A 17168-nucleotide genomic window follows, 5' to 3' on the forward strand; every position below is an offset into this window, starting at 1 on the left:
ACGGGACGACGTCTCGATCGCTCACGGACCGCCGGCGGCTAGCGGAACGCCGCGACGGTGTCGCCGCCGCGGAGCAGGAAGACGCGGCCGACGCCGAGCGCGACCCCGCCGCTGCTGTACTCGCCGAGCGGCAGCCGGCGCAGCTCACGGCCGTCGTCGGCGCGCAGCCCGAGCAGCACGGTGACCGGCATGTCGGTGTTGCTCTGCAGCCAGACGACGCCGTTCCCGACCGTGATCGGGCCGTACGGGTACGCGCCCGGCGCGGTCCACAGCCGCCGGCCGGTCCGCGCGTCGAACGCCGCGACCCGGTGGTCGTCCGGCACCGTGAGATCGTCGACGCCGGCGTAGACCCGGCCGTCCGCCACGGTCACGTCGTGATGGCGGTGGCCCTTCGGCGCGCACCAGAGCCGCCTGCCGTCCCGCGCCCGGTAGGCGCAGAACCGCTCGCCGGCCACGTGCACGGTCCGCGCGTCCGCGGCGAGGTCACCGCCGTCGGCGACCGCCTTCCGCCACACCCGCTCGCCGGTCCGCGTCAGCACGGTGACCAGCGACGGGGAGTCGTCGACGAAGGACGGCGGCTCCTCGCCCGGCTCGACGACGTCGTCGCCGTACAGGGCGTCGTCGTCCTGCCGGGTGCGGACCGCGATCCGGTCACCGGCCGCCACCGCGACCGGGCTGCCGCCGGCGATCTCCCGGGTCCACGTCCGCCGGCCGGTACCGGCCCGGAACGCGTGCAGCACGGTCCGCTCGCAGACGTCGCCCTCGTGGTGGCCGCACCGGAACTCCGCCGCGGCCAGCACCAGGCCGCCGGTCGCCAGCACCCAGGACGCGCGCTGGTCACCGGGGATCGTCGCGGTCCACCGTGGCCGGCCGTCCGGGCGGTAGGCGCGCACGACACCGTCGCCCGGCGTGATCGTGAGAACCGAGTCGCCGTCGGTCACCGGCGTCGCGATGTCGAAGCCGGGCACGGCCTTCGCCGCGAACGGCAGCCGGTCGCCGGTCCCGGTGTCCCGGCGGACCAGGCCGACCCGGTCCGCACCGCCGACCCGCGTCTCCGCGTGGTAGACCGCGCCGGCGAAGTAGAGCGCGTCGCCGCTGACGGTGCCGGCGGGCACGGCCCACGCGGGCACGAGCCGCGCGGCCTCCGCCACGGTCGGGCCGTCCGTGTCGCTGACCGGCGGCGGCAGCACCGGCGGCACCGGCTCCGGGTCGACCGGCGCGGCGGACGCGGGCCCGGCGGACAGCACCGCGAGCGCCGCCGCGATCGCGACAAGCACCATCTTTCGCATTTGAGAGCCTTTCGTCGGATTTGCGGCCTCAGTATCTGCCAGCCCGTCCGCCGAATCCGGCTTTCGCGTACACAATTCTTGTGCACAACTCCTATGCACACTTATTGTGCAACTATGGACGATGCTCCCTGGACCGGCGTGCGGATCGACGCGCGACAGCTGACCGTGCTGGCCCACCCGCTGCGGGCCCGGCTGCTGGCCGCGCTGCGGGTGGACGGCGCCGCGACCGCGACCCGGCTCGCCGAGCGGCTCGGCACCAACACCGGCGCGACCAGCTATCACCTGCGGCAACTCGCCGAGGCCGGGCTGGTGATCGAGGAGGACCGGCCCGGCTCCGGCAAGCAGCGCTGGTGGCGGGCCGCCCAGGACCGGCACAGCATCGTCGCCGGCGACTTCGGGCCGGACGACGCGGACGCGCAGGCCGCGCTGGAGTGGCTGGGCGAGTTCTACCGCACCGAGCACGCCCGGTGGACCGCGCGCTGGAGGGCCGAGGAGAGGGAGTGGCCGGCCGAGTGGCGGGACGCGGTCACCACCAACGACTACCTGCTGGAGCTGACACCGGAACAGGTCCGCGCGCTCAACCGCGAGGTCGACGAGCTGATGGCGCGATACCGGTCGCTGCCGGCCGAGGAGGGCGCGGAGACCGTGATCGTCTTCTACGAGAACCACCCGATGCCGCGGGACCGGCGATGACGATCACCACGCGCTACCTCACCCTCAACGGCCTGCGCTGGCTGCCGGTCGGGCTGATGATCCCGGTGACCGTGCTGCTGGCGCAGGAACGCGGGCTCTCGCTCGCCCAGATCGGCCTGGTCACGGCAGCGCAGGGGTTCGTCGTGCTGGGCCTGGAACTGCCCACCGGCGGCCTGGCCGACACGCTCGGCCGCCGCCCGGTGCTGCTGCTCGCCGCCGTGATCAACCTGATCTCGCTGGCGCTGCTCGTGGGCGCGACCTCGTTCTGGATGTTCGTGCTGGTCTTCGCGCTGCAAGGGGTGTTCCGCGCGCTGGACAGCGGGCCGCTCGACTCCTGGTACGTGGACGCCGTGCTGGCCGAGGACCCGGACGCGCGCTTCGAGACCGGACTGGGCCGGGCCGGTGTGGTGGTCGGCTGCGCTATCGGCGGCGGCGCGCTGCTCGCCGGCGGCCTGGTCGCGCTGGACCCGTTCCCGGCGGTGAGCGCGCTCACCGCGCCGATGGTGGCGGCCGTGGCGCTGCAGGCGGTGACCGTGGCCGCGATCCTGCTGCTGCTCCGCGAGCCGCGGACGGCCACGGCGGACCGGCCGCCGGTCGCCGCCTCGCTGCGCGCCGTGCCCGCGGTGATCGCGGACGCGACCCGGTTGCTGCGCCGCTCCCGGGTGCTGACCGCGCTGGTCGCGGTCGAGCTGTTCTGGGCGTTCGGGATGATGACCTTCGAGATCTTCTTCCCGGTACGGCTCGCCCAGCTGGTCGGCTCGGCGGACACGGCCGGCACGATCATGGGACCGGCAGGCTCGGTGGCGTGGCTGGCGTCCGCGGCCGGCGCCGCGCTGGTGCCGCTGCTGGTCCGGCGCCTCGGCCCGGCCCGGTCCGGCGTCACGCTGCAGCTGGGCCAGGCGCTCGCGGTGGTGGCGATGGGCCTGTTCGCCGGCCCGGCCGGTGCGCTCGGGGCCTACCTGGTCTGCTACGCGCTGCACGGCGCCGTGAACCCGGTCTTCAAGGGGCTGCTGCACCGGCAGTCGGACGCGGGCAACCGGACCACGGTGGCGTCGCTCGCCTCGATGGCCGCCCAGCCCGCCGGGGCGGCCGGCAGCATCGTGCTCGCCGCGATCGCGGACGCCACCAGCGTCCGCACCGCGATCCTGGCCGGCGCGATCCCGCTGGCCGCGGCCGCGCTCTGCTACCTCGCGGCCCGCCACACTCCCCCGGTCACCGCACCGGGCCCCGCGGGCGAGCCCGGTCCCGCGGATGAGCCGGTCCCCGCGGGTGAGCGCGGTCCCCGCGGGTGAGCGCGGTCCCGCGGGAGAGCCGGGCCCCGCGGGAGAGCGCGGTCCCGCGGGAGAGCCGGGCCCCGCAAGCCAGCGGCGCCCCGCGGGCCAGCCGCGCCGCGCAGACCAGCCACGTCCCGTTGGTCAGCCGAGCCACGCCGACCAGCCACGTCCCGCAAGCCGGCCGAGCCGCGTGGGCCAGCCGGATCCAGCGGGTTAGCCACGCCCTGCGGCAGGAAGGCAGCGAGACACGAGAAGCCAGAGATCACCGGTGCGGAAGCCCGGTCGGTGCCCGACCGCCTGGGAAACGGAACGGCGCGCGAGGCCGCATCGTGCCTCGCGCGCTCGTGTCGCTCCGCCGCTCGCGCAGACCGGCGCGCTACGCCCGGTGCGCTACGCGCCCGGCCCGGCACCCTCAGGGGCGCAGGTAGTCGAGCAGGGATCCCAGCGGATCGCCCGGGACCGTGGTGTCGACCACCACGCGGCGGCCGACGTAGGGCTGGTACTCGGCGCGGCGCTCCAGGACCCGGATCCAGTCGATGTCCGCGTACGCCGGGTCGGCGGCCTGCCGGGCCTCGATCCGGCGGCGGTGCTCGTCCTCGTCCGCGCACCAGACCTCGACCACGCGCAGCGGCACCGTGGCCCGGTCGGCGAGGTCGAGCCACAGCTCGCGGGACTCGGCGACCGGGTTGACCGCGTCGACGATCACCGGGAGGCCGAGGTCCAGTTGCAGTTCGGCCAGCGCGGCCACCGCCCGGTAGGCCTCGGGGCCGGTGGAGCCGTAGGCACGCTCGATCGGGTCGACCGGAAGAACCGGGGCCGGCAGCGCGGCGCCCACCCGGCGGGCGAGCGTGCTCTTGCCGACCCCCGGCAGCCCGGCGAAGACGATCAGCACCGGGCCGGTGCTCACGGGATCAGGTGCGGGCGTACGTCCTCGGCCGCCGCGTCGCCGTAGGCCTCGCCGAGCGCCTTGACGAACTGGTCGGGGCGGATCTCGTACTCCTGGGTGCCGACGGTCTCCAGCACGTAGGTGGCGACCAGCGAGCCGATCTGCGCGGACCGCTCCAGGCCGAGGCCCCAGGTGAGACCCGCGAAGAAGCCGGACCGGAACGCGTCGCCGCCGCCGGTCGGGTCGTACGCCGCGACCTCACGGGCGACCGGCACGTGGATCGGCGCGATGTCGCGGCCGGTGATCCGGGCGCCGTCCTTGCCGAGCGTGGTGACCTGGATCTTGACGTGGTCCAGGACCTGCGCCTCGCTGAGGCCGGTCTTGCTCTCCAGCAGCGACTTCTCGTACTCGTTGGTGAAGAGGAACTCGGCGCCCTCGATCAGCTTCAGCACGTCGCCGCCCTCGACCCGGGCGAGCTGCTGGGACGGGTCCGCGGCGAACCGGATGCCGCGCTCCCGGCACTCCTCGGAGTGCCGGACCATCGCGGCCGGGTCGTTCGCGCCGACCAGCACCAGGTCGATGCCGCCGTTGCGCTCCGCGACCGGGGCCAGCTCGATGTTGCGCGCCTCGGCCATCGCGCCCGCGTAGAACGAGGCGATCTGGTTCATCTCGGTGTCCGTGGTGCAGACGAAGCGCGCGGTGTGCGCGACCTCGCTGGTGTAGACCGAGCCGCAGTCGACGCCGTGCCGCTCCAGCCAGGAGCGGTAGTCGGCGAAGTCCGCACCGACCGCGCCGACCAGGATCGGCCGCAGGCCCAGCTGGCCCATGCCGAACGCGATGTTGGCGGCCACGCCGCCGCGGCGCACCACGAGGTCGTCGACCAGGAACGACAGGGACACCTTGTGCAGCTGGTCGGCCAGGAGCTGTTCGGCGAACCGTCCCGGGAAGTGCATCAGATGGTCGGTGGCGATCGAGCCGGTAACGGCGATCTTCATGTCGGCCCTCAGGTGGTCGGCGGCATAAGCCCGAACAGCCTACCGGCAGTCCGGCGGCTGGAAGCTCTCCCGTCAGGTCGGCTTCACCTGACGGTAACGCCCCACCCCCAAACGCACAAAAGCGGCGGGGGTACGCCAACGCGTACCCCCGCCGCTCTTAGATCTTGCTGCCACCCCCAGCCCAGCCACCCCGTGAGGCGCGCCGGCCCGAGGGGCGAAGCGCCGACCAGAATTTCAGTGAGACGACCAGAAACTCAGTGGAACGAGTCGCCGCAGGCGCAGCTGCCGCCCGCGTTCGGGTTGTCGATGGTGAAGCCCTGGGCGTCGATGCGGTCCGCGAAGTCGATGGTCGCGCCGGTCAGGTAGGGCGCGCTCATCCGGTCCACCACGACCTCGACACCGCCGAAGTCGTCGACGATGTCGCCGTCGAGCGAGCGCTCGTCGAAGAACAGCTGGTAGCGGAGGCCGGAGCAGCCACCGGGCTGCACCGCTACGCGCAGCCGGAGGTCGTCGCGGCCCTCCTGCTCGAGCAGGTTCTTCACCTTCACGGCTGCCACGTCCGTCAGGAGAACGGTGGTCGGGGTCTTGACCGGGGTCTTGGCCGGGGCCGACTCGGTGTCGGACTCGTAGCCCTCGTCGACGAACTCGGTGGCGCCCTGCGCTGAAGTGGTCACTTGGAAGTCTCCCTGCGCTGTGCGGATTTTATTCCGACTGTGGCCAACGCATGTCCGCTGACCCTGCATTCCCACCCAGTCTAAAACTTCTCCCGGTCAGCGGCCCGTGCGCCGTTGGTCTCACCGGCTGTACTGGCCGGCCACCCGCCGGGCGAGCGCGGTCAGCCCGTCCGCCGGCCGGGTCATGGCCGCCTCCTCGTCACCGTCGAAGTAGTCCATCAGCGAGTACGTCTCGGTGACCCCGGCCGCGGCGGCCTCCCGGCGTCCGGTGCTGACCCGGCCGGCCAGCACCACGCACGGCAGGCCCCGGTCGCGGGCGCCGGCGGCCACGCCCGCGACCACCTTGCCGCGCAGCGACTGGTGGTCGAACGAGCCCTCGCCGGTGATCACCAGGTCGGCCGCGTCCAGTGCCTCGGTCAGCCCGGTGAGACGTGTCACCAGCTCGATGCCGGACTCGCACCGGCCGCCGAGCGCGAGGATCGCGGCGCCGATCCCGCCGGCCGCGCCCGCGCCGGGTTGCGCGGCCAGCCGGGGCGGTGCGGTGGGCAGGTGCTGGAGCAGTTCGCCGAACCGTTCCAGCGCCCGGTCGAGCAGGAACACGTCCTCGCGGGTCGCGCCCTTCTGCGGGCCGTAGACCGCGGACGCGCCGTGCAGGCCGGTGAGCGGGTTGTCGACGTCGGTGGCCCCGATCAGTTCGGCGCCGCGGATCCGGGGCGGGCCGGTGAGGCTCTCGGCCGCGGTGAGCGCGGCGCCGCCGTACGGGAGCGCATATCCGGCCGCGTCCAGCGGGGCCGCGTCCAGTGCGGCGAGCATGCCGGCGCCGGCGTCGTTGACGGCGGAGCCGCCGAGGCCGATCACGACGCGGGTGGCGCCGTGCTCGATCGCCGCGAGGATGAGCAGGCCCAGTCCGTACGAGGTGGTGCGCTTCGGGTCCCGGTCGGCCGGGGCCAGCAGGTGCAGGCCGCACGCGTGGGCGCTCTCCACGTACCCGATGGGGCCGTTGATGAGGATTGTGGCTTTTGCCGGGCGGCCGAGCGGGTCGACCGTGTCGACAATCACGCGGCGGCCGTTCAGGGCCGGCGTGAGCACGTCGACGAAGCCGGGGCCACCGTCCGAGAGCGGGCGCTCGACCAGCTCGTCCGCGTCGTTGGCGGCTCGCCAGCCGGCCGCGACGGCCGCCGCCGCGGGCACCGCGTCGATACTCCCGGCGAACTTGTCCGGACAAATCAGGATTCGCACCGCTGTGTACCTCCCGCTATTCCCCTGTCCGGACCATTCTCAGGGATGCATGGATCACATCTTCGGGCCGGTCTCACTGTGAGACAATCTTGCTGTGACATCGACCTGGGTAGAGCCGTCCAACACCGCAACCGCCCTGCTTCTGCTGGGCAGGGGCACCGACCCGGCCTCCGAGGCCGGCGTCGACTGTCCCGGAGACCTTCCGTCGCCGAGCGACCCCGACCTGGTCGCCCGCGCGATGGCCGCCAAACTCGCGCTCGGCGACCGCGTCTTCGTCCTCGGGCACCACTACCAGCGCGACGAGGTGATCCAGTTCGCCGATGTGACCGGCGACTCGTTCAAGCTCGCCCGCGAGGCCGCGGCCCGGCCGGACGCGGAGTTCATCGTGTTCTGCGGCGTGCACTTCATGGCCGAGAGCGCGGACATCCTGACCACCGACGCGCAGAAGGTCATCCTGCCGGACCTCGCGGCCGGCTGTTCGATGGCGGACATGGCCGTGCTGTCGCAGGTCGAGACCGCGTGGGACCTGTTCGAGGACCTGGGCATCGCGGGCGACGTGGTGCCGGTCACCTACATGAACTCGTCCGCCGACATCAAGGGCTTCGTCGGGCGCAACAAGGGTGTGGTGTGCACCTCGTCCAACGCCAAGCGCGCGCTGGACTGGGCGTTCGAGCAGGGATCCAAGGTGTTCTTCCTGCCCGACCAGCACCTCGGCCGGAACACGGCGGTGCTGGAGATGGGCTACTCGCTGGACGACTGCGTGCTCTACGACCCGCACAAGCCGCACGGCGGCCTGGCCCCGGAGCAGCTCCGGAACGCCAAGATGATCCTCTGGCGCGGCCACTGCTCCGTGCACGGGCGGTTCACGCTGCCCGTGGTGGAGGAGGTTCGCGAGCGGGTCCCCGGGGTAAACGTGCTGGTGCACCCGGAATGCCGGCACGAGGTCGTGACGGCGGCCGACTACGTGGGCTCGACGGAGTACATCATCAAGACCGTCGAGGCCGCCCCGGCCGGGTCCGCGTGGGCGATCGGCACCGAGCTCAACCTCGTGCGCCGGCTCGCGAACGCGCACCCGGACAAGCAGATCATGTTCCTCGACCGTACTGTCTGTTACTGCTCGACTATGAATCGCATCGATCTGCCGCATCTGGTCTGGGCCCTGGAAGAACTTGTCGCCGGCCGGACACCGAACCAGATTACGGTCGATCCGGACACTTCGGCATATGCACGATCCGCGCTCGATCAGATGCTTGCGCTGCCATAACGGTCGCCCGAGGCATCCGTAAGATCCCCGACAGAACCACCACCGCTCGTCCCGGTTTCGCGCCAAGGCGGGCGGTGTGTGGGTTCTTGTCTTGGTAACCGAGCGCTATGCTTCCCCGGCGACAAGCGCCAGCCCCCCGCTCGTTGTTAGTGCGAACGAGAAACCGGCGCCCATCCCCCTTACGCAAGCGCTGGAGGTTGCGTTGACCGACGACGTGCTGGCTGTGCACGGTGGCACACCGCTGAACGGCCGGGTCCGAGTCCGCGGCGCCAAGAACCTCGTCTCCAAGGCGATGGTGGCGTCACTCCTGGGCGACAGCCCGAGCACGCTCTACGACGTCCCCGCCATCCGCGACGTGGAGGTCGTCACCGGCCTGCTCGAGCTGCACGGAGTCCGGGTCAGCAAGGGCGAGTCCGACGGCGAGCTGATCTTCGACCCGTCGAACGTCGAGTCCGCCTCGACCGACGAGATCAACGTGCACGCCGGGTCCAGCCGGATCCCGATCCTGTTCTGCGGCCCGCTGCTGCACCGCCTGGGCCACGCGTTCATCCCCGACCTGGGCGGCTGCCACATCGGCCCGCGCCCGATCGACTTCCACATCCAGGCGCTGCGGCAGTTCGGCGCGATCGTGGACAAGGCGCCCGAGGGCATGCACCTCACCGCGCCGAACGGGCTGCACGGCACCAAGTTCGAGCTGCCGTACCCGAGCGTCGGCGCGACCGAGCAGGTGCTGCTCACCGCGGTGCTGGCCGAGGGCGTCACCGAGCTGCGCAACGCCGCGGTCGAGCCGGAGATCATGGACCTCATCTGCGTGCTGCAGAAGATGGGCGCGATCATCACGGTGCACACCGACCGGGTCATCGAGATCAAGGGCGTGAAGCGGCTCGGCGGCTACTCGCACCGGCCGATCCCGGACCGGATCGAGGCCGCGTCCTGGGCCGCGGCCGCGCTGGCCACCCGCGGCGACATCACGGTGCTCGGCGCGCAGCAGGCCGACATGGGCACGTTCCTCAACGTGTTCCGGTCGATCGGCGGCCAGTTCGAGGTCACCGACACGCTCCCGCCGAACGAGACCCGGCCGGGCCGCGAGGGCGGCATCCGGTTCTGGCACCCCGGCACCGAGCTGACCGCGGTCGCGCTGGAGACGGACGTGCACCCGGGCTTCGCCACCGACTGGCAGCAGCCGCTGGTGGTCGCGCTCACCCAGGCGCGCGGCATCTCGATCGTCCACGAGACCGTGTACGAGCAGCGGCTCGGCTACACGGAGGCGCTCAACAGCATGGGCGCGACGATCCAGACCTACCGCGACTGCCTCGGTGGTACGCCGTGCCGCTTCGGCCGGCGTAACTTCCACCACTCCGCGGTCATCGCCGGCCCGTCCAAGCTGCACGCGGCCGAGCTGGTCATCCCGGACCTGCGGGCCGGGTTCAGCCACCTGATCGCGGCGCTGGCGGCCGAGGGCACCTCCCGGGTGTACGGCGTGAACCTGATCAAGCGCGGTTACGAGAACTTCGAGACCAAGCTGGCCGAGCTCGGCGCGAACGTCGAGCGGGTCTGATCGTCAGAATCGTCCGAGGGGGCCGGGACCTGAGGGTTCCGGCCCCCTCGGACGTTCGGGTGAGTGTCTTGCGGACGGTGGCCGGTTTCGGTGCGGCTCATCGTTTGGCTACCCTTGCGACGTGCCGCTGTTTCGTCGCAAGTCCGCCGATCTCGTCGAGGACCAGGTCTCCGAGGTCGAGACGTCCGAGGTGGTGACCACCGCCACCCGGGGTCACACCCCGAGCAAGCGTGAGCTGGGGGTCCCCACGCCGAAGCGGCCGAGCACCCAGCGCCGCCCCGGCGGCGCCGCCCCGGTCAGCAAGACGCCGCTGACCAAGCAGGAGGCGAAGGAGCAGCGCCGGCTGGCGCGGCAGCGCGAGTCCGAGCGGTTCCGCCGCGAGGGCGGCCCGCGCGACCGCGGCCCGGAGCGTCAACTGGTCCGCAACATCATCGACTCCCGGCGTACCGTCGGATCGTTCTTCCTGGGTGGCGCGTTCGTGGTGCTGATCGGCGCCAGCGTGCCGGACACCCGGGTGCAGGCGATCGCGAACATCCTCTGGCTGGCGCTCGCGCTCGCCGTGATCGCGGACAGCTTCCTGATCAGCCGCCGGATCAAGAAGCTCGTCCGGGAGCGCTTCCCGAAGACCACGGAGCGGATGGGCTCGCTGTACTTCTACGGCATCTCCCGCTCGCTCAGCTTCCGCCGCATGCGGGTGCCGCTGCCGGCGATCGGGGTCGGCGACAAGTTCTGATCATGGGTGCTCCATGATCAGAACCGCCCAGCTGCCGGGCTCCAGGCCCTCGTAGACGTGCGGCGCGTCACCCGGGTAGGACACGTAGTCGCCCGGGTTCAGCTCCACCGGCTCGTCCGCCGGGCCGATCCGGACCCGGCCGAACGCCACGATCGCGTGCTCGACCGTGCCGGGCAGGTGCGGTTCCGCGCGCCGTACCGCGCCGGGCTCGGACTCGATGATGTAGACGTCCCGGCGCGCGCGGCCGTCGCCGGCGGTGAGCAGCGAACCGGTGTAGAACGCCTGCTCGGAGGTCACCCGCGGGTTCTCCCCCGCGCGGATCACCCGCACCTTCGGCGCGGGCGGCTCGATCAGCCTGCTCAGCGGTACGTCCAGCGCGTTGCCGAGCGACCAGAGCGTCTCCACGCTGGGATTTCCGCTGCCCGCCTCCAGCTGCGAGAGCGTGGACTTGGCCACCCCGGCGCGGCGGGCCAGCTCGGCCAGCGACAGGCCGGCGCGTTCCCGTTCCCGTTTCAGGGCGGCGGCGATGGTGGCGATCGGCGGCTCGGGCGTTCGTTTCATCGGACCCTTCGTTCGGTTTGACATACCGGGCGGTACGTTCGATATTTCATGGCATGCGTTCAGTAAATCGAACGATTCTCCGGGACGCGGGCGCGATCGCGATCGCGTCCGGTGCGGTGGCGGTCTCGTTCGGCGCGATCGCGACCGGGGGCGGCCTCCCGCCGTGGTCGGTGGTCGTCATGTCGGTCTTCATCTTCGCGGGCGGCGCGCAGTTCATGGCGGTAGGGCTGCTCGCCGCCGGAAATCCGCTGGCCGCACTGTTCGGCGGCCTGCTGATCAACGCCCGCCACCTGCCGTTCGGCCTCGCGGTCGCGGACGCGATCGGCACCCGGTGGTGGCAGCGCCTGCTCGGCAGCCATCTCCTGATCGACGAGTCGGTGGCGTTCGCACTGGCCCGCACCGATCCCCGGGACCGCCGGCACGCGTTCTGGGCCACCGGCGCGATGCTCTTCGTCTGCTGGAACCTCGGCACGCTGGCCGGCATCGCGCTGGGCACCGCGGTCGGCGACCCGGCCGTGCTGGGGCTGGACGCGGCGTTCCCGGCCGGGCTGATCGCGCTGATCCTGCCGTCCCTGCGGGACCGGGCCACCCGCGAGGTCACGCTCACCGGCGCCGCCGTGGCCGTCCTCACCACACCCTTCCTCCCGGCCGGCCTCCCGGTCCTGCTGGCCCTGGCCGGCCTGCTGGCCCTGGCGCTCCCCCACCGGCGGCCACCGCCCGGCCCCGATGGCGGTCCCGGTCCCGGTCCCGGTCCCGATGCCGGAGCCGGTCCCGGTGCCGGAGCCGGTCCCAGCGTCGGAGCCGGTCCCGGAGCCGGAGCCGGAGCCGGAGCCGGGATCGAAGAGCGGTCGGAGACCGGGGGACGCGCCGGACGGGCGGAGGAGGCGGCATGTTGATCGCGGTGATCGTCGGGCTGGCGGTCGGGACCTACGGGTTCCGGGTCGCCGGCGTGGTGCTGCGGGACCGGCTGGAGATGCCGGAGAGCGTCCGCCGGATCCTGCCGCTGGCCGCGGCCGCGCTGCTCGGCGCGCTCGCCGCCACGGCCGCGCTGACCGAGGGCGGCGCGCTGGCCGGCGTGGCCCGCCCGGCCGGCGTGCTCGCCGGCGTGTTCCTCGCCTGGCGCGGCGCGCCGTTCGTGCTGGTCGTGGTCGCCGCCGCGGTGACGACCGCGCTGCTCCGCCTGCTCGGCGTGCCCTGAGCCGCACCACCCGCCCGAGCGCGGCCAAGCTCATGTCCCGCACGTCGTCCCGCCCGGCGTGCCACACGTCGTCCCGCCCGGCGTGCCCTGAGAAGGGCCGGCTGAGCGGTCGGGGCTGCCGCGTCGGCAGAAGGACGTGGCGGGTGCCTCGGTCGTGAATCGGGCGTGCCGGCGACCGGCGCGCGGGAGCCGGGTGGCCGGGGTCGTGGTGGCCGGGACCGGCTCCGTCGCGGCGGGCGAACGGAGCGCCAGCGCAGTTGAGGCCGACGGCGCGGTTGGCCCGCGGGAGCATGCCCGGCGCGCCCAGGCCGGAAGCGGGAAAATCGGCTCTTACCGGCTCTTATCTCACCGGCTCTTGTAGAGGCGGGCGATCACGTCCTCGATCTCGGGTTCGAGGACGGAGATGTCGCGGATCGCGGCGGCCCGGGCGACCTGGATGACGAGTTCGCCGGCGGTGGCGGTGGTCAGGCGATAGGTGAGGCGGCGGCCGTCGAGGTCGGTGCCGTCCAGGTCGGCGCCGGAGACGGTGAGCGGGGTGGCCGGGGGCTCGTCGAGGTCGACGACGACGCGGCGGCGGGAGTCGAAGCGGGCGTGCAGCGCGTCGAGCGTGCCGTCGTGGACGACGTGGCCGTGGTCGATGACGACGAGGCGGCGGCAGAGGCGTTCGATGTCGGCCAGGTCGTGCGTGGTGAGCATGACGGTGGTGTCGCCGCGGGCGCCCAGCTCGGTGAGGAACGCGCGGACCGCCTGCTTGCTGACCACGTCCAGGCCGATCGTGGGCTCGTCCAGGAACAGCACCTCGGGCCCGTGCAGCAGCGCGGCGGTGAGCTCGCCTCGCATGCGCTGGCCGAGCGAGAGCTGGCGGACCGGCGTGTCCAGGAACTCGTCGAGCTCCAGCATGCCGCGGCAGCGGGCCAGGCGGGCGGCGTGGTCCGCGGGCGGCACCCGGTAGATGTGCCGGAGCAGCGCGAACGACTCGCGCAGCGGCAGGTCCCACCACAGTTGGGACCGCTGACCGAAGACCACGCCGATGCGCAGCGCGAGCCGGATCCGCTGGGTGACCGGGACCAGGCCGCAGACCGTGACCGAGCCGCCGGACGGCATCAGCACGCCGGTCATCATCTTGAGCGTGGTGGACTTGCCGGCGCCGTTCGGCCCGATGTAGCCGACCATCTCGCCGCGCGCCACGCTCAGGTCGACGCCGTCCACCGCGGCGGTCTCCCGGCGCTCCCGGCGGAACCGGCCCGTCCGGACCGAGACGGTGAAGGTCTTGCTGAGGTCGCGTGCCTCGATGACATTCATGATCCGGTGCTCCGGTAGTGGCGGATGCCGGTGCGCCAGATCAGGCCGGCGGCGAGCGCGGCCGGGACGCACACCAGCGGGGCGGTCCAGCCGGCCCAGGCAGGCAGGCCGAGCGGGTCGGCGCGGCCGAGCAGCGCCAGCGCCGGTTGGTAGGCGACGAACCCGAAGCCGAGACCGTACGCGAAGGTGGCACGGAACCAGCCGTCGTAGACCGTGATCGGGTAGCTGGTGAAGTCGCGCCCGCCGTAGGTGAATGCGCTGCCGAACTCGCCGGACTCGATCCACCAGAACGCCACGGACGCGGTGCCGACGAAGATCGAGGCGAAGAAGACCGTGCCGGCCAGCGGCGTGGCGATCGCCAGGAGCAGCCGGGCCGGCGTCCAGTCGATGTCCGCCCGGACCAGCGCGACCACCAGCACCACGGCGGCGAGCGCGACCCGGGACAGCTTGCGCAGCGGCAGGTCCATCGCGAGCAGCTGACCGAGCGGCCCGAGCGGGCGGACCAGCACCGCGTCCATCAGGCCGGTGCGCACGTACAGCCGGATCCGCTCGACGTTGCCGACCGTGAGATCCGCCAGGTTGAACGCGAGCAGCGCGAGGCCGACCATGACCAGCGACTCCGGCAGCCGGAACCCGCCGATCACGGTCGACACGCCGAACAGCACCAGCACCGTGGTCACGTCCAGCGCGGTCGCGCCCACGTTGGTGACCAGGTCGATCGTGAACGACGCCCGGTACGACGCCTGCGAGCGGATCTGCGCCCGCAGCAGGTGCAGGTGGCCGCCGAGCCGGGCGCGCAGCTCACCCACCCTGGATCACCAGCCGGCGCTCGGCCCGGCGCTGCACCAGCCGGCAGAGCAGCAGCATGATCACGGCCCACACCGCCTGGAGGCCGACGATGCCGAGCTGGACCGGCGTCGGGTCGCGCTCGACCAGCACGTCCAGCGGTGCCTGGAACAGGCTGGGCAGCGGCGTGAGCAGCCAGAGCGTGAGCAGCGCCGGTTCGGGCAGGAAGCGCAGCGGGAAGTACAGGCCGGCCACCACGCCGGAGCCGAGCGTCCACAGCGAGACCGCCCCGCGCACGTCCAGCAGCCAGTAGGCGGTGCTGTTGACCAGGAACCGGCAGCAGAACGTGATCACCACGGCGAACAGGACGGAGATCACGAACAGCGGTGGCGTGTGCCACCGGACCGGCAGATAGAGATCGAAGAACAGGGCCCCGGCGAGTACGGGCGGGAGGCAGCGGGTCAGCACCGCGTGCCAGGCGCGGCCCAGGTCGGCCGCGAGCATGCTGTGCACCGGGTCGACCGGGCGGAGCAGATCGCTGACCACCTCACCGGTCCGGATCCGGTCGGCCAGCTCGGGCGCGCCCCAGAGCAGCACGACCGCGAGCAGCCCCTGACCGAACCAGACGAACGTGGCGAGTTGCTCCGGCGCGTAACCACCGGTGACCGCGCCGCCGGCGACCGCGAGGAAGAGGTAGCAACGGAGGAAGCCGAAGACCGTGTTCGTGAACGCTCCGGCGACGGTCGCCTGCCGGTACGTGGCGTATCGCCGAAAACCTGAAACCGCTATAACCCAAAATGTCATGATTTGTCCGACGAGTTTTTGTTGCGGCATGGTGCGCACGGTGGCGTCGGACAAGGCCACGCCGTTACCCTCCTTTCCGCGGACTCTGCTGCGCCGGGCCGGGTGACTTTACCCGGGGAACACGGCTGCCCAGCGATAGTTTTCCCATGAGGTGAGCCGGCGTGAACATGCGACGCCCGTCAGCGTTTCCGCTGGCACGCGTCACAGTCCGCCGCCGCCGGACCCACGGCGGGAGCGCACAGCGAAATGGGGTGAACCGTGGCGCCGGAACGTAGGGATCGACGCGGTTCACAGCTGCCCGCGTGGGCGGTGGAGACCACCGACGAGTGGATGGAGGTCCCGGGGCAGGCATATCCCGGCGACCCCGGCCCGACCGTGCAGGCGCGCAGCAGCGCGGTCTACCGCTCCTCCGTCCGGCCCGACCCGGACGGAGCCGCGCCGGCGCCACCGGCCATCGGGCGCCCCTCCCGGCCGGCCTCGGGCCGCGCCCGGCCACCGGCGCCGGGACGCCGGCCAGACGACGGGTTCGACTACGAGGAGGACCACTTCCGGGACGACGCCCGGCCGGCCGCGCGTGGGCGTGCCGGAGGGCACGACGTCCGGGTGTACGGAGCTCCGGGACGCGGGCCCGGTGACGACCGTGGGCGTGCGCCCGGTGACGACCGTGGGCGTGGTGCGGCGGACGAGTGGGACGACGAGCCGCGCGGTCGCGGGCGGGTGCGGGACGGCGAGTTCGACGGGCGTGCGCCGCGTGGGCCGGCCCGGAGCGGGCAGCGGGCCGACTTCGACTACGAGCCGCGCGGGCGTAACGGACGCGACCCGGATCTCGACCTCGATCTGGACCCGGACGACGTCGATCCGCGTACGGCGGACGCACGCGGGCGACGCGGCGGTGACGCACGCGGCCGCGTGACGGACCCACGTGACGTCGACCCGCGTGAGGTGGATCCGCGCGACCTCGACCCGCGGGAGCGCCGCGGAGCCGGTCCGCGCGGTGCGGACCCGCGGGTGCGGGGTGGACGTGGCGCCGACCCGCGCGAGGCCGACCCGCGCGGTCCGGACCCACGTGAGCGGGCGGGACGCGGCGGCGATCCGCGTGAGTGGGGTGGGCGTGGCGCCGACCCGCGGGCGCGTGGAGCGGGTGACCTCGATCCACGGGACCGTGGTGGACGGGGTGCTGACCCGCGCGACCGTGGCATCGACCCGCGCGACGCCGACCCGCGCGAGCGGGCCGGGCGCGGGGCGGGCCCGCGGGACGCCGACCCGCGGGTGCGGGACGCCGGTCCGCGAGGGCGCGGCACGGACCCGCGCGACCTCGACCCGCGTGACCTGGACGCACGCGACCTGGACCCGCGCGGCCTCGACCCCCGCGGCCTCGACCCGCGCGAGCGGCCTGGGCGCGGAGCCGGACCGCGTGACCTGGACCCCCGCGACCTGGACCCGCGTGACCTGGATCCGCGCGCTCTCGATCCGCGCGAGCGGGCCGGGCGCGGAGCCGGACCACGTGATCTGGACCCGCGTGATCTGGATCCACGCGGCCTCGATCCGCGCGAGCGGACCGGGCGCGGAGCCGGACCGCGCGACCTGGACCCGCGCGACGTCGACCCGCGCGAGCGGACCGGACGCGGAACCGGACCGCGCGACCTGGACCCCCGCGAGCGTGACCCGCGCGAGCGTGGTGGGCGCGGCCTCGACCCGCGTGAGGGCGACCCGCGCGACTTCGATCCCCGGGACGCGGACCCGCGAGACCGGGTCCGCCGGGGCACCGAGCCGCGCGACGGCGACGTCGACGACCCGCGTGACAGTGGCAGCCGTGGCCGGGACGGTGGCCGCTACGGCGGTGGACGGCCCACGGGGCAGGACTGGCGGACCGGGGATCCCGGCCGTGAGCCGCGTCGCCCGGCCCGCCACC

Annotated in this window: 17 protein-coding genes; 7 read left to right on the forward strand and 10 right to left on the reverse strand. The window is 73.1% G+C overall.

What is annotated here, in order from left to right; all coding sequences use genetic code 11:
* Positions 1 to 38: 38 nt before the first annotated feature.
* Positions 39 to 1280, reverse strand: a complete 1242-nt coding sequence (locus J2S44_RS09630) for an outer membrane protein assembly factor BamB family protein (RefSeq protein ID WP_310410877.1) — start codon at positions 1278 to 1280, stop codon at positions 39 to 41.
* A gap of 123 nt (positions 1281 to 1403) precedes the next feature.
* On the opposite strand from J2S44_RS09630, the gene J2S44_RS09635 reads away from it, so the two are divergent.
* A complete protein-coding gene (locus J2S44_RS09635) occupies positions 1404 to 1982 on the forward strand; it encodes a helix-turn-helix domain-containing protein (protein ID WP_310410880.1) in 579 nt (192 codons plus the stop codon).
* A complete protein-coding gene (locus J2S44_RS09640) occupies positions 1979 to 3274 on the forward strand; it encodes an MFS transporter (protein WP_310410883.1) in 1296 nt (431 codons plus the stop codon). The genes J2S44_RS09635 and J2S44_RS09640 overlap by 4 nt, the downstream gene beginning before the upstream one ends.
* Before the next feature lie 394 nt (positions 3275 to 3668).
* On the opposite strand, the gene J2S44_RS09645 is transcribed toward J2S44_RS09640, so the two are convergent.
* From J2S44_RS09645 to J2S44_RS09660, 4 genes are all read right to left on the reverse strand, one after another.
* Complete coding sequence (locus J2S44_RS09645; RefSeq protein ID WP_310410886.1) at positions 3669 to 4163, reverse strand: P-loop nucleotide/nucleoside kinase family protein; 495 nt, start codon at positions 4161 to 4163, stop codon at positions 3669 to 3671.
* Entirely contained in the window at positions 4160 to 5137 is a 978-nt protein-coding gene (locus J2S44_RS09650; RefSeq protein ID WP_310410890.1) for a carbohydrate kinase family protein, read from the reverse strand. Before J2S44_RS09650 ends, J2S44_RS09645 begins: the two co-directional genes overlap by 4 nt.
* 254 nt (positions 5138 to 5391) lie before the next feature.
* A complete protein-coding gene (locus J2S44_RS09655) occupies positions 5392 to 5703 on the reverse strand; it encodes a HesB/IscA family protein (protein WP_310429556.1) in 312 nt (103 codons plus the stop codon).
* 228 nt (positions 5704 to 5931) lie between these two features.
* Entirely contained in the window at positions 5932 to 7050 is a 1119-nt protein-coding gene (locus J2S44_RS09660; RefSeq protein ID WP_310410892.1) for a glycerate kinase family protein, read from the reverse strand.
* A gap of 94 nt (positions 7051 to 7144) precedes the next feature.
* Between J2S44_RS09660 and nadA the strand changes: the two genes are divergently transcribed.
* The 3 genes from nadA to J2S44_RS09675 all read left to right on the forward strand — a co-directional run bounded on the left by nadA (position 7145) and on the right by J2S44_RS09675 (position 10605).
* Positions 7145 to 8314, forward strand: coding sequence for a quinolinate synthase NadA (gene nadA, locus J2S44_RS09665; RefSeq protein ID WP_310410896.1), 1170 nt, complete (start codon positions 7145 to 7147; stop codon positions 8312 to 8314).
* Between the two features lie 202 nt (positions 8315 to 8516).
* The gene (gene murA, locus J2S44_RS09670; protein WP_310410898.1) at positions 8517 to 9872 is read left to right on the forward strand and encodes a UDP-N-acetylglucosamine 1-carboxyvinyltransferase; all 1356 of its coding nucleotides are present in this window, start codon (positions 8517 to 8519) and stop codon (positions 9870 to 9872) included.
* Between the two features lie 121 nt (positions 9873 to 9993).
* Complete coding sequence (locus J2S44_RS09675; protein WP_310410901.1) at positions 9994 to 10605, forward strand: DUF3043 domain-containing protein; 612 nt, start codon at positions 9994 to 9996, stop codon at positions 10603 to 10605.
* On the opposite strand, the gene J2S44_RS09680 is transcribed toward J2S44_RS09675, so the two are convergent.
* Positions 10606 to 11166: a helix-turn-helix domain-containing protein gene (locus J2S44_RS09680; RefSeq protein WP_310410904.1), complete on the reverse strand. Its 561-nt coding sequence runs from the start codon at positions 11164 to 11166 to the stop codon at positions 10606 to 10608.
* Positions 11167 to 11219: 53 nt separating this feature from the next.
* Here J2S44_RS09680 and J2S44_RS09685 point away from each other — a divergent pair, with 53 nt between their 5' ends.
* Complete coding sequence (locus tag J2S44_RS09685) at positions 11220 to 12062, forward strand: AzlC family ABC transporter permease (RefSeq protein WP_310410908.1); 843 nt, start codon at positions 11220 to 11222, stop codon at positions 12060 to 12062.
* On the forward strand, positions 12056 to 12364 hold the full coding sequence (locus J2S44_RS09690; protein ID WP_310410911.1) for an AzlD domain-containing protein: 309 nt from the start codon (positions 12056 to 12058) through the stop codon (positions 12362 to 12364). The genes J2S44_RS09685 and J2S44_RS09690 overlap by 7 nt, the downstream gene beginning before the upstream one ends.
* Positions 12365 to 12709: 345 nt before the next feature.
* Here the strand turns inward: J2S44_RS09690 and J2S44_RS09695 are convergent, their stop codons facing one another.
* From J2S44_RS09695 to J2S44_RS09710, 4 genes are all read right to left on the reverse strand, one after another.
* Entirely contained in the window at positions 12710 to 13666 is a 957-nt protein-coding gene (locus J2S44_RS09695) for an ABC transporter ATP-binding protein (protein WP_310410915.1), read from the reverse strand.
* Positions 13663 to 14475: an ABC transporter permease gene (locus J2S44_RS09700; protein ID WP_310410919.1), complete on the reverse strand. Its 813-nt coding sequence runs from the start codon at positions 14473 to 14475 to the stop codon at positions 13663 to 13665. The genes J2S44_RS09695 and J2S44_RS09700 overlap by 4 nt, the downstream gene beginning before the upstream one ends.
* Positions 14468 to 15256 (reverse strand): ABC transporter permease, encoded by a 789-nt coding sequence (locus tag J2S44_RS09705; protein ID WP_310410922.1) that lies wholly within the window; start codon positions 15254 to 15256, stop codon positions 14468 to 14470. Before J2S44_RS09705 ends, J2S44_RS09700 begins: the two co-directional genes overlap by 8 nt.
* A 288-nt stretch (positions 15257 to 15544) precedes the next feature.
* Complete coding sequence (locus J2S44_RS09710) at positions 15545 to 17167, reverse strand: hypothetical protein (protein ID WP_310410924.1); 1623 nt, start codon at positions 17165 to 17167, stop codon at positions 15545 to 15547.
* Position 17168: the final 1 nt, after the last annotated feature.

The organism is Catenuloplanes niger, from assembly GCF_031458255.1.
Lineage (GTDB): Bacteria > Actinomycetota > Actinomycetes > Mycobacteriales > Micromonosporaceae > Catenuloplanes > Catenuloplanes niger.

Coding starts and splice junctions, on each gene's coding strand:
- J2S44_RS09630 (WP_310410877.1), bottom strand. CDS start 1,280: ATGGTGCTTGTCGCGATCGCGGCGGCGCTCGCGGTGCTGTCCGCCGGG.
- J2S44_RS09635 (WP_310410880.1), top strand. CDS start 1,404: ATGGACGATGCTCCCTGGACCGGCGTGCGGATCGACGCGCGACAGCTG.
- J2S44_RS09640 (WP_310410883.1), top strand. CDS start 1,979: ATGACGATCACCACGCGCTACCTCACCCTCAACGGCCTGCGCTGGCTG.
- J2S44_RS09650 (WP_310410890.1), bottom strand. CDS start 5,137: ATGAAGATCGCCGTTACCGGCTCGATCGCCACCGACCATCTGATGCAC.
- J2S44_RS09680 (WP_310410904.1), bottom strand. CDS start 11,166: ATGAAACGAACGCCCGAGCCGCCGATCGCCACCATCGCCGCCGCCCTG.
- J2S44_RS09685 (WP_310410908.1), top strand. CDS start 11,220: ATGCGTTCAGTAAATCGAACGATTCTCCGGGACGCGGGCGCGATCGCG.
- J2S44_RS09690 (WP_310410911.1), top strand. CDS start 12,056: ATGTTGATCGCGGTGATCGTCGGGCTGGCGGTCGGGACCTACGGGTTC.
- J2S44_RS09695 (WP_310410915.1), bottom strand. CDS start 13,666: ATGAATGTCATCGAGGCACGCGACCTCAGCAAGACCTTCACCGTCTCG.
- J2S44_RS09705 (WP_310410922.1), bottom strand. CDS start 15,256: ATGACATTTTGGGTTATAGCGGTTTCAGGTTTTCGGCGATACGCCACG.